Annotated in this window: 10 protein-coding genes; 6 read left to right on the top strand and 4 right to left on the bottom strand. The window is 44.8% G+C overall.

What is annotated here, in order from left to right; all coding sequences use genetic code 11:
- A partial coding sequence (locus ACH10T_RS09255) for a peptidyl-prolyl cis-trans isomerase (protein WP_394809002.1) occupies positions 1-890 on the top strand: 890 nt, incomplete at its 5' end.
- Between the two features lie 51 nt (positions 891-941).
- Here ACH10T_RS09255 and fabI read toward each other — a convergent pair.
- Entirely contained in the window at positions 942-1,727 is a 786-nt protein-coding gene (gene fabI / locus ACH10T_RS09250) for an enoyl-ACP reductase FabI (protein ID WP_394809001.1), read from the bottom strand.
- A gap of 139 nt (positions 1,728-1,866) precedes the next feature.
- Between fabI and ACH10T_RS09245 the strand changes: the two genes are divergently transcribed.
- The 4 genes from ACH10T_RS09245 (at position 1,867) to ACH10T_RS09230 (ending at position 6,854) form a co-directional block, all read left to right on the top strand.
- Positions 1,867-4,059 (top strand): ABC transporter substrate-binding protein, encoded by a 2,193-nt coding sequence (locus ACH10T_RS09245; RefSeq protein ID WP_394809000.1) that lies wholly within the window; start codon positions 1,867-1,869, stop codon positions 4,057-4,059.
- Between the two features lie 21 nt (positions 4,060-4,080).
- Positions 4,081-5,058 carry an ABC transporter permease gene (locus ACH10T_RS09240; RefSeq protein ID WP_394808999.1) on the top strand — a complete coding sequence of 326 codons (978 nt, stop codon included), beginning with the start codon at positions 4,081-4,083 and terminating at the stop codon, positions 5,056-5,058.
- Between the two features lie 157 nt (positions 5,059-5,215).
- A complete protein-coding gene (locus ACH10T_RS09235; protein ID WP_394808998.1) occupies positions 5,216-6,139 on the top strand; it encodes a histone deacetylase family protein in 924 nt (307 codons plus the stop codon).
- 238 nt (positions 6,140-6,377) lie between these two features.
- Positions 6,378-6,854: a hotdog fold thioesterase gene (locus tag ACH10T_RS09230; protein ID WP_394808997.1), complete on the top strand. Its 477-nt coding sequence runs from the start codon at positions 6,378-6,380 to the stop codon at positions 6,852-6,854.
- Positions 6,855-6,949: 95 nt separating this feature from the next.
- Here ACH10T_RS09230 and ACH10T_RS09225 read toward each other — a convergent pair whose 3' ends face one another.
- Positions 6,950-7,411 carry a hypothetical protein gene (locus ACH10T_RS09225; RefSeq protein WP_394808996.1) on the bottom strand — a complete coding sequence of 154 codons (462 nt, stop codon included), beginning with the start codon at positions 7,409-7,411 and terminating at the stop codon, positions 6,950-6,952.
- A 420-nt stretch (positions 7,412-7,831) separates the two neighbouring features.
- Between ACH10T_RS09225 and ACH10T_RS09220 the strand changes: the two genes are divergently transcribed.
- Positions 7,832-9,187, top strand: a complete 1,356-nt coding sequence (locus tag ACH10T_RS09220) for a DUF3422 domain-containing protein (RefSeq protein ID WP_394808995.1) — start codon at positions 7,832-7,834, stop codon at positions 9,185-9,187.
- Between the two features lie 7 nt (positions 9,188-9,194).
- Here the strand turns inward: ACH10T_RS09220 and ACH10T_RS09215 are convergent, their stop codons facing one another.
- Together ACH10T_RS09215 and ACH10T_RS09210 are read right to left on the bottom strand one after the other, a co-directional pair.
- Positions 9,195-10,574 (bottom strand): L-serine ammonia-lyase, encoded by a 1,380-nt coding sequence (locus tag ACH10T_RS09215; protein WP_394808994.1) that lies wholly within the window; start codon positions 10,572-10,574, stop codon positions 9,195-9,197.
- 390 nt (positions 10,575-10,964) lie between these two features.
- Positions 10,965-11,627: a thiopurine S-methyltransferase gene (locus ACH10T_RS09210; RefSeq protein ID WP_394808993.1), complete on the bottom strand. Its 663-nt coding sequence runs from the start codon at positions 11,625-11,627 to the stop codon at positions 10,965-10,967.
- Positions 11,628-11,675: the final 48 nt, after the last annotated feature.

Here is an 11,675-nt window from a genome sequence, read left to right as displayed (position 1 = left end):
TCATGGTTAAATCCTTTGAAGACAAAATTTTCTCAATGCAACTGGATGAAATCAGTGACATCGTAGAAACGGATTTTGGTTTTCATGTGATTAAATTAACCGCTATCAAAGAAGGAAAACATCCCGATTTGGAAGAAGTGCGGGAACAAATTGAGAAAAAACTCAAAATAGAGATGGTAGGAAGCATTTTTGGCGATATTGCTGAAGATTTCAGTAATGTGGTCTATGAGCAAGGCGATAACCTGCAGGCAGCTGCAGAGAAATTTGAATTACCAATCCAGACGAGTGACTGGATCACTAGAAGTGCAGCAGAACCAGCCATTCTTGCAAATGAGAAGCTGCTGGTAGCCATTTTCTCAGATGATGTCATTTCAAATCAACAGAATACTGGAGCTATTGAAGTTAAACCGGATACGTTTGTATCTGCTCGTATTCTAGAACATAAGCCTGCTACTGCACAATCACTGATGGTTGTTAGAGATCAGATCGTAGAGAAACTCAAGAAACAAATGGCAGAAACAATTGCTGTTGAAGAAGGACAAACCAAACTAGCTCGCTTACAAGCTGGAGAAGATGTTGATGATGTTGCCTGGAGCGATGTAAAGCAAATCTCTTATATGCAATCGCAAGGACTGGATCATGAAACACTACGTGCCATTTTCAGGTCAGAAACCAATGAGTTACCTGCTTATGCGGGAACAGCTAATCCAAATGGCGGGTTTAATCTGATACGAATCAACAAAGTCATAGAACCAGAATCTGCAGACACAACAAAGTTTGGTAACTTTACTAAACAGCTGCAGCAGATGATCACGCAAGAAGAAATGTCTTCCTATCTAGCTGCACTCAGGCAGCGCTATGATGTAAAAATAAAACAAGATAATTTCTAGTTTTTGGAAATTTACTTTTGTTGAGATTTGATTGTCGATAGACTGTATTTTCTATTCATCGATATTAAATGCGACGGTATTGAAACCTGCATCGACATAAGTTATCTCTCCGGTAATACCGCTGGCTAGGTCGCTGCATAAGAAAGCGGCAACGTTACCCACCTCATCCGTTGTTACATTGCGACGCAGTGGCGAAACCTTTTCGGTATAACCTAATAATTTCCCAAAGTTTCCGATACCGGAAGCTGCCAAGGTCTTAATAGGTCCAGCAGAGATTGCATTGACGCGTATACCCTTAGGACCCAAACTGGAGGCCATAAAGCGAACATTTGCTTCAAGGCTGGCTTTGGCTAACCCCATAATGTTGTAACTTGGCATGACTCGAACCGCACCCAAATAGCTTAATGTTAACAGCGCACCATTTCTATTTTGCATTAGAGGTAGCGCAGCTTTGGCGAGTGCGGAAAAGCTATAGGCGCTGATATCATGCGCGATGCGAAAGGCTTCACGATCGACACTTTCCAGGTAGTCGCCAGTTAGCGCTTCACGGGGGGCGAAAGCAATAGAATGAATAATACAATCTAGCCCGTCCCAATGTTTTTTCAAGTTCTCAAAACACAGTGCTATCTCATTGTCGCTGGCTACATTACAAGGAAATAGCAAGTTACTATCAAATTCAGCAGCCAGCTTTTCGACGCGCCCACGAATTTCTTCACCTTGGTAAGTAAAAGCCAGTGATGCGCCTTCACGTTTCATTGCCTTGGCGATGCCGTAAGCAATCGACCGGTTGCTCAGTAGCCCGGTAATGAGTACGCGTTTATTTTCGAGAAATCCCATAAAATTTCCTTGTAAAATTGAGTAAATTGGCAAATTATAGCTGAAGGGAGAAGTGAGGTGGGATCATGCAAGAAAAGATATAGAGTATGCGCGTATTATTTTGCTTAAATCAGGCTAATTCCGATAAACTGGGTTTGCAATGGAAAAATTAGTTACTACGTCATGGCTTTTGATTTTTCAGGTATTTTTTTTATCTGCCTGCGGTGAATATAATTGGAATAATCCCTATTCAGTCGCGGATGCAGAGAAAAATATTCTTTATAATGTATTTACCGAACGGCCTAAACATTTGGATCCGGTGCAATCCTATAGCTCTAATGAAATTCAATTCACTGCGCAAATTTACGAACCTCCGCTGCAATATCATTATTTAAAACGCCCCTTTATGTTAATTCCAGCAACGGCAAAAGAATTACCTGTTGTGAAATATTTTGATAATGAAGGGAGTCAATTACCGGATGATGCGCTGGCAACAGATATCGCCCATAGTGTCTACGAAATTTCGATTAAACCGGGAATTCTTTTTCAACCGCATCCAGCATTTGCAAGTAATGCGCAAGGTGACTGGCTGTACCATGATCTGAATGAACAAGAATTGGCATCAGTATTTAAGCTATCTGATTTTCCTCAAACAGGTACAAGGGAATTGCTGGCGGAAGATTATGTTTACCAGATCAAACGCTTGGCGCATCCCAGATTGCACTCCCCGATATACGGACTCATGGCAGATTACATCGTGGGGCTTAGCGACTATGCCAAGGTATTAAAACAAGCTGACCAGAATCAATCCGGTGGAAGAACATACTTTGATCTAAGGGATTATCGATTAGAAGGTGTGCAAATCGTTGATAGGTATACCTATCGAATAAAAATAACCGGTAAGTATCCGCAGTTTATCTATTGGCTAGCGATGACCTTTTTTGCACCGATTCCTTGGGAAGCAGATCGTTTTTATTCACAGAAGGGTTTAACACAAAAAAACATTACATTGGATTGGTATCCGGTTGGTACAGGCCCATACATGCTAACTGAGAATGATCCCAATTTGAAAATGGTATTAGAAAAGAATCCTAATTTTCATGATGAATTTTATCCAGCTGAAGGCATGCCGGGAGATGCAGAGAACAGCCTATTGATTGATTCTGGAAAGAAATTACCATTTATCGATAAAATTATTTTTACCCGTGAGAAAGAAAGTATTCCACGGTGGAATAAATTTTTGCAAGGGTATTACGATGCTACTGGTATTGGTTCTGATAGTTTTGACCAAGCCGTGCAATTGGTGGGGCAGGGAGAAGCAACCGTCACTGAAGCTATGGCAGAGCAGGGGATAAGGTTGGAGACAACCGTGGCGGTATCGACTTATTACATGGGTTTTAATATGTTGGATCCAGTCGTGGGCGGAAGCAATGCGAACGAACGTGAGTCGGCGAGAAAGCTTAGGCAGGCGATTTCTATTGCAGTGGATTATGAAGAATTTATTTCAATTTTTGCGAATGGCCGCGGGATGCCAGCTCAAAGTCCTATCTCCCCGGGTATTGCAGGTTATCGTGATGGGAAAGAAGGCATAAACCCCGTGGTGTATGAATGGTTGAATGATCAACCGCAGCGCAAATCAATTCAAGCTGCAAAGGCTTTGCTTGCTGAGGCAGGATATCCAAATGGAATAGATCGGCGAACCGGTGCACCATTGATCCTGTATTTTGATGTGACAGCTCGTAGTTCTGAAGACAGATCCAAGCTTGATTGGATGCGTAAACAGTTCCAAAAATTAAATATACAACTGGTGGTTAGGAGTACTGATTACAATCGCTTTCAAGACAAGATTCGTAAAGGAAATGCGCAAATTTTCGAATGGGGCTGGAATGCAGATTACCCCGATGCAGAGAATTTTCTGTTTTTATTGTACGGACCGCAAAGTAAAGTACGCAACAGTGGCGAGAATGCGGCTAACTATGATAATACAGAATACAATCAATTATTTGAACAGATGAAGAATATGGATGATGGGCCACAGCGGCAATTAATAATTGATCGTATGGTGGAAGTATTGCGTCATGATGCCCCTTGGTTGTGGGGATACCATCCGAAAGATTATGGGCTTTACCATGCCTGGTATCAGAATATTAAACCCAACAGAATATCGAATAATAATCTTAAGTATTTAAAAATAGACGCGGCTTTGAGAGCGCAAAAGCGCCGTGAATGGAATGAGCCGGTATTATGGCCCATAGCACTGCTGCTGGTTGTGCTGGCAATCAGTCTTTTTCCTGCTGTGGCGGCTTTTCGCCGCCATGAAAGTAGTACCGCGGTGCGCAGCGCATCTTCTTGAAATTACAATATTACATTAGCGATGCTTGGCTATATTATTAGACGTATTTTATATGCAATACCGATTCTCATCGGAGTTAATCTGATTACATTCGCTTTGTTTTTTGTGGTGAACACGCCCGATGACATGGCGCGTATGCAATTGGGCATTAAATACGTCACACCCGAAGCAATAGAGAAATGGAAAATTGAGCGGGGCTATGATAAACCCCTATTATTCAATCAGGAAGCAGAAAAACTGGGGAAATTGACCGATACAATTTTCTTTGAAAAATCAGTCTCGATGTTTGTTTTCGATTTCGGCCGAGCTGATGATGGACGCGATATTGCACTGGAGATCAAGTCACGCATGTTGCCAAGCCTTGCCATCGCATTGCCGGTATTTGTCTTGGGATTAATTGTATATATCACTATCGCATTGTTGATGGTTTTTTTTCGCGCCACTTATATTGATTTCTGGGGAGTGGTTTTTTGTGTGGCGTTGATGTCTATTTCCAGTTTGTTTTATATTATCGCGGGACAATTTTTAGTGAGCAAGCTATGGCATTGGGTGCCCATATCGGGTTATGGAAGTGGGTTGGATGCAGCAAAATTTCTGTTGTTGCCTATCCTAATTGGCGTAATCGGAAGCGTTGGGTCCAGTACGCGCTGGTATCGTACGATTTTTCTGGAAGAAATGAATAAAGAGTATGTGCGCACAGCCAGAGCCAAGGGATTGTCCGAGCGTATTGTTTTATTTAAGCATGTACTCAGAAATGCAATGATTCCTATTCTGACGGGCGCGGTGGTCGTGGTGCCTTTGTTATTTTTAGGCAGTTTGCTGGTTGAGTCGTTTTTTGGTATTCCCGGACTTGGCAGCTATACCATTGATGCGATTAATTCACAGGATTTTGCAATTGTAAGGGCAATGGTTTTTCTGGGATCAGTGCTGTATATCATGGGCTTAATTTTAACGGATATATCCTATACCCTCGTTGATCCTCGAATTCGTCTAACATAGAGAGCTGGTGATATCAGGTACCCAGAAATAATCCCATTATCCAGAACTGAGCCTTGAATCATTGTGGTTAAACTTTTGATTCCCAATGGTTTTCATGGAGTTATTTATTGAGATCAATACGAGTTTTGTTAACGGCAAACGAAAAGAGTGCGCGCCTATGAAAACCGCTTACCTGACTCATCCCTCTTTTCTCAAACATAACATGGGTTCGGGCCATCCCGAATGCCCTGCGCGCATTCAAGCCATCGAGGATCAACTCATCGCTTCCGGTTTGATGCCTTTTCTGGATCGGCAAGACGCTCCCGCCGCAAGCAAGGAACAACTCCAGCGCGCCCATTCGATCGATTATATCGAAACTATTTTCAGGGTTTCACCCAGTAATGGGCTAGCTTATCTCGATGCGGACACGACAATGAATCCATATAGCCTGGAAGCTGCTCTGCATGCTGCTGGTGCGGCGGTCAAAGCGGTTGACTTGGTGATGTCGGGCCAGAATGAAAACGCATTCTGCAATATTCGTCCTCCCGGTCACCATGCCGGGCGCAGCAGCGCTGCGGGATTTTGCATATTCAATAATGTAGCGGTCGCCGCCACCCATGCGCTTGAGAATTACGGCCTGAGCCGTGTGGCAATTGCCGATTTTGATGTGCACCACGGCAATGGGACTGATGAGATTTTCAATAACGACAGTCGTGTGATGCTGTGCTCGACATTCCGGCATCCGTATTATCCTTACGAGGGGGTTGATAGCGGCAATGAACACATTATCAACGTGCCGCTTGCCGTTGGCACAACGGGCGCGCAATTTCGCGCTGCCGTGACCGAGAAGTGGCTGCCTGCTCTGGAACAATTCAAGCCAGAGCTGTTGTTGATTTCAGCAGGATTCGATGCACACTGGGATGATGACATGGGCGGGCTTGCTTTGTGCGAAGAGGACTATGCGTGGATTACAGAAACGCTTAAGCGTATTGCCATTAACCATAGCAACGGCCGAATTGTATCCGCCCTAGAGGGGGGGTATGCTTTGCATGCATTAGGTCGTAGCGTGCTGGCTCATATCAAAGTACTTGGCGGACTTTAAAGCACGGGCGCGGTGGATAGCATAAAAGAGATCTTTGTAGAACTTTCTTTAAAATCCAGGCTATAGGTTACTGCAGTTTCTTGAATCCGTTCTGCATATCGTGAGCGTCGATGTGTGTGCTGTGGAATTTGTGTCTTTACACTATAATTGAGCAAATTGGCTCCTGTGTGCGTGCAATAAAGATCTTTCATTTTTTAAGTGTTACCAATTACCATAAGAACAAAAAAGGAAATGTTTCATGAGTACTATTTGGTTTAAAGATTACACCATTGCGTATCTGGAAGGTTTACGTAATGCCAATATGGGCGAACATATCGGTATTCAATTTACCGAGCTAGGGCCGGGCTTCCTGAAAGCGCGTATGCCCGTCGATAAGCGCACAACACAACCATTCGGTATCCTGCATGGCGGCGCCAGTTGTGTGCTATCTGAGACCTTGGGCAGCGTGTCCGGTTGGATGACAATTGATCCGGAAAAATACCGTGCGGTCGGTCTGGAACTTAATATCAATCACATTCGCGCGGTTACCAAGGGTTATGTTATTGGTATTTGCACGTCGTTACATACCGGCCGCCGTACACAAGTCTGGCAAACGGATATTATTGAAGAAGCTACTGGTAAGCGCGTGGCGATTTCACGATTAACGTTGGCGATCATTGAGCAAGGCACGCTCAGTGCGCAGAAGGAACATGTGATCGTCGATAGAGAGTCATAACACAGTGATCCAATAAAAAACCCTCATACTTCCGGGATGAGGGTTTTTTGTTTATGTTGAGTGAAAACTTGAGCCAGCATTGTGTATGAGTTCTTTTAAGTTTCCTTGCTGTCTTTACTCTTGCTGGTTTCCACTTCTTTGCTGACTAATTTTTTGTCCGATGATTCAGTATTTTCGGATTGTGCTTCTGTTTTTTGGTCACTGGTTTCAGCGGTAGCCGTTTCAGCAGAGCTTCTGTCATCGCCTGACGAATTGTCGCCGGTATGATCATTATCTTTGCCTTTGCTGTTCCACATGAAATAACCCGCACCCAGCGTAACGACCACAACCGGCATAGTAATGAAAACCAGCAGCGCATATTCCACTGTGACGTCTGAGCCTTGAGGCGGTGGACTATTCACCAACACGTAAGCATGCGTTAAAGCAACGCCATAAACAGGCAGCAATGCGGCCATGTAACGGTTAGTAATGAACGGACGAACCGTCAACATATTCAAAATATTGGAACCGTAATATCCCATGAAATAAACAACAATATAAAAGAAGATGGCGCCCATGTGTTTCCTTGTCTTGATCTAGTTTATCGGTTATAAAAATCAGGTTTCATAAAAAGACTAAGAATCGTGAACCTTATGATACACAGATCAACATCAAAAATGTACTGATAAAGCTGGGTAAGAAATTATTGGACACAATTTGGAATGTGAGATGACAGTAAGTGATTAGCATTAGCTCGCTCTGTATGAAAAAGAATTTGTGTTATTAACGTGAGGCATTTTCCGGACGGAATGTTTGTTTTTCTGCTATTACAAATCCTTCACAGTAACCATGCTAGGCTCAACAAGTATCTCTCTGAATGTTAATAAATCAATGTTTTTTGATGAGCGTTGGTTTTTTTTCGATAGTCAAAAGATTCATCTATTAGTAATAAAAATTAGGTATGCTACCGGCTGGTTAAATCTAATCAGGCCGTTGTTATGGATTCTCTCACCCCGCTATCTTCATTGATTACTGAATCGCAAGATCCGCCTCAAGAGAAATTGCTGGCTATCCCTGAATATTCGCAAAGACAGGAGTTGCATAACGAGCTCAATTCGGTTGCGTATGAACTTTTGGCGCCGCCTGTTCAGCTATCGCATTTGGTCTTAATGTCTGAGCGTCACTGGGTTGATCAGGAGCGCAAGTTGATCGGTGAGTTATGTGATCGCTATGGCATCACTTCGCCCAATACGCACGAAAATGATTTCAGTGCTGATTTTGGCGAATTCCGCCTCCGTTGGGAGCGGCATACCGAATACTCTACTTATACCGTTTATCGCGCAAAACCATTTGTAACCCCTTTTGAGCAACCAGCAATTGAGTTCGTGCCCCAGGAGTGGTGGATTCGCTTGCCTGGTGAACTGCTGGTGGCGACGCATATTGCTTTGGATGACCGGTCACGACCCAAACGCAGCTTGCATGAGCTGTCTGTTTTATTTGCTTCCGGAACAGTGATTGGTTCCAAGGTGGCGGGCGGTGCTGCCAGTGTGTGGAGTGATAATCAAATACATCATGATAATTTTGGCCGCATACTGATTCATGATGAAAACTTGCGCAGCCGCCAGGTAGGGCGGTTGGTGCAGCGCCTGCTTGAGATCGAAACCTACCGTATGTTGGCGATGCTGCCATTGCCGATTACTCGCGAGATCATTCCGCAATTGGCGCGCGCCGATCAGCGGTTGGCTACACTAATTGCTGACAATGTGGAACTGACCAGCATCGAAGATGAACAGCGTTTGCTGGACGAACTGACGCGTTTGGCGGCGGAAACCGAGCGGTTGTCCGCGCAAACCAGCCATCGTTTTAATGCATCCAGAGCCTATTATGATATCGTGAAATTACGCATTACCGAATTGCGCGAAGAGCGTATTGAGGGCTTGCAAATGCTCCAGGAATTTATGATTCAGCGATTGTCTTCAGCGATGGGGACTTGTGAGTTGGTGCATACCAAACTGGAAACATTATCGATGCGTCTGGGGCGTGCATCGGCTTTACTGCGCACACGGGTTGATCTGTCCATGGAAGCGCAAATCCGCGACTTGTTGAAATCCATGGATCATCGTGCTCATGTGCAATTGCGCATGCAGGAAACGGTTGAAGGTTTGTCCGTTGTTGTGCTGAGCTACTACTTGCTGGGTATTCTGGGCTATGGCTTAAAGGCACTCCAGGCAGCAGGGCAGGATATTAATGTTGAATTACTAACTGGTATTGCGATTCCTGTTGTGGTACTCAGCGTCTTTTTTGTTGTGAGCGGTTTGCGCCACGTGATTAGAAAGCTGCATCGGGATAAGTGAGCGTTGATTAACATTCGGTGATACTCACTGCCAGCCCACCCAAGGAGGTTTCCTTATATTTCACCGACATTTCCAGTCCGGTTTGTTTCATCGCAGCGATACAATTGTCCAATGACATAAAATGCTGGCCATCGCCACGGATTGCCAGTGATGACGCAGTATAAGCCTTGATGGCGCCGAAGCCATTGCGTTCGATACACGGCACCTGCACCAGACTGCCTACCGGATCGCAGGTCATGCCTAAATGATGTTCCAGTGCGATTTCTGCAGCGTTCTCAATTTGTTCGGTAGTGCCGCCTTTAATTGCACATAAGCCTGCAGCCGCCATGGCTGAAGCAGAGCCTACTTCGCCTTGACAACCCACTTCAGCACCGGAGATTGAGCTGTTATGTTTGATCAATCCACCGATCGCACCGGCTACCAGCAGGAAATCACGCACTTGTTCCAGCGTCGCATCCTCATGTTTCACCGCATAATAAATAACTGCCGGTATGACGCCTGCTGCACCGTTGGTGGGTGCTGTAACCACCATATGACCCGCAGCGTTTTCTTCGTTGACTGCCATAGCGTATGCGCACAGCCAGTCATTCAAATTAGCTTTTTGCGGATTTTCTTGTAATTGTAGGTACAAAGAATGCGCGCGCCGTTTAATGTTAAGGCCACCGGGCAATCGGCCTTCAGCCACGAGGCCATTTTCCAGGCAAGTGCGCATGGCATTCCAAACGGCATCCAATCCATCATTCAATTCTACTTCACTGATGCGCTCCAGTTCATTGCTGCGCTTCATCGCAGCAATCGATAGGCCGCTGCCAGCTGACATTCTCATCATCTGATTGGCTGAATCAAACGGAAAGCCGCAGGAACTGGTTGCTTCCATTTTAATGGGCGCAACAATTTGGCCAATTTCAGACAATGTGGTGATAAAACCACCGCCAATTGAAAAATAAGTTTCGGTCAACAATGTCTTTCCGGTCCCATCCAGCAATTGAAATATCATACCATTCGGATGTTCCGGCAGTGGTTCTCCACGATCGAAGATAATATCTTCAGGTGGATTAAAGTGGATCACTGTCGATTCGTTGATGCGAATGGTGTTTTGTTGCCAAAGTGTTTGGAACAATTCATTCACATTCAGTTTCGCCAATCCTCGCGGTGTATATTCATGCATTCCTAGGGTCACCGCACGATCGGTAGCGTGCCCTTTACCGGTAAACGCCAGTGATCCCCGTAAAGTACAGCGTACCTGCAGGAAGGATGGTGCAAGATGGCCGGAAATAAAAACCGTGATACGGTCGCGAAAATCCTTGGCCGCAACCATGGGACCCATCGTATGCGAACTGGATGGGCCGATACCTATTTTAAAAAGATCTAGAACGCTAATGAACATTAGATTGCCTATGAAAATTCGAAATTCTTAGAAGATCAAGACGAAGTTTTGTGGAATATGCGCGTTGAAAATTATAGCGTAGCTAGTATGCTATATGTCATGCGCTGACTCAATAAATTTTTTGAATAGACTAATGGTTTTGTTGTGCAAAAAACCGCATAGAGACTACAGAGAGCTTCTATAATCGGCAGAGAAAACAGAAAAGGCTCGGCTATTTGTCACCAGAACAATTTATGCAGCAATACTTTGCAAATTGGCTGCGACTCTGTAAAGGATTCTTTATGCTATCCCGATTGCGCAGCAAGCGTTTGGACATCTGCTAGTCGAACAGAACAGACAGATCAAGGCATAAGGACTTCTGCCGCAGATCCTGATCAATCCGGTTCCATGTTATGGAGTACCTATTCGCAGCAAAATTGTATTTTCCTGTAACCGGCTCAAGCCGCGTTCCTGAAAGCGCGGATTTTGCTCGAGCACATCCTGCTGAGTCAATAACGTAATTCCGGCATGCTGCTGATAAAGTGAAGTAATTTCATCCAATGAAACTGCAAACGGCGGACCGGACATCTCATGCTGCGGGTAGTCGAGTGTGACGAGCAGGATTTGCGTTACGGATGGAAGAATAGACAGCAGATGGTGCGTATAGCGTTTACGCATTTCCGGCGGTAACGCGATCAATGCCGCGCGGTCATAGACCGCAGTAACTTTTGCGACAGCATTTTTATCCAAATCAAAAAAATCACCGCACAGAATGTGAATATCATTTGCTTCCAGATGGGTGAATTGATCACGCGCGCTGCACTGGGGTGTCAGGCCATTCTCTGTAAAGAATGCTTGTGCCGCAATCTCACTTAATTCGACACCCAGAACTGTATGCCCTTGTTGATGCAGCCAAAGCATATCGGTGCTTTTGCCGCACAATGGCACAAGCACCGTACTACCCGGAGCAAGCTGTAAGCGCTGCCAATATTGACCCAAGTACGGATTGGTTTCATTCTGATGAAAACCGATATCTTTGCGTTCCCATCGATCCAGCCAGTATTCTTTTTGCATTATGGGTTCTCTTGTTGTCGTAGGTGGTTGTGCTATCGATTAGAATAA

Source organism: Nitrosomonas sp. (assembly GCF_043753625.1).
Taxonomy (GTDB): Bacteria; Pseudomonadota; Gammaproteobacteria; order Burkholderiales; family Nitrosomonadaceae; genus Nitrosomonas.
Note: the sequence above shows the minus strand (reverse complement) of the source record. Positions and strands in the feature narration are given on the sequence as shown.

Bases quoted from the DNA above. Each gene is read 5' to 3' on its own strand.
- fabI (WP_394809001.1), bottom strand. From the start codon at position 1,727: ATGGGATTTCTCGAAAATAAACGCGTACTCATTACCGGGCTACTGAGC.
- ACH10T_RS09245 (WP_394809000.1), top strand. From the start codon at position 1,867: ATGGAAAAATTAGTTACTACGTCATGGCTTTTGATTTTTCAGGTATTT.
- ACH10T_RS09240 (WP_394808999.1), top strand. From the start codon at position 4,081: ATGCTTGGCTATATTATTAGACGTATTTTATATGCAATACCGATTCTC.
- ACH10T_RS09235 (WP_394808998.1), top strand. From the start codon at position 5,216: ATGAAAACCGCTTACCTGACTCATCCCTCTTTTCTCAAACATAACATG.
- ACH10T_RS09230 (WP_394808997.1), top strand. From the start codon at position 6,378: ATGAGTACTATTTGGTTTAAAGATTACACCATTGCGTATCTGGAAGGT.
- ACH10T_RS09225 (WP_394808996.1), bottom strand. From the start codon at position 7,411: ATGGGCGCCATCTTCTTTTATATTGTTGTTTATTTCATGGGATATTAC.
- ACH10T_RS09220 (WP_394808995.1), top strand. From the start codon at position 7,832: ATGGATTCTCTCACCCCGCTATCTTCATTGATTACTGAATCGCAAGAT.
- ACH10T_RS09215 (WP_394808994.1), bottom strand. From the start codon at position 10,574: ATGTTCATTAGCGTTCTAGATCTTTTTAAAATAGGTATCGGCCCATCC.
- ACH10T_RS09210 (WP_394808993.1), bottom strand. From the start codon at position 11,627: ATGCAAAAAGAATACTGGCTGGATCGATGGGAACGCAAAGATATCGGT.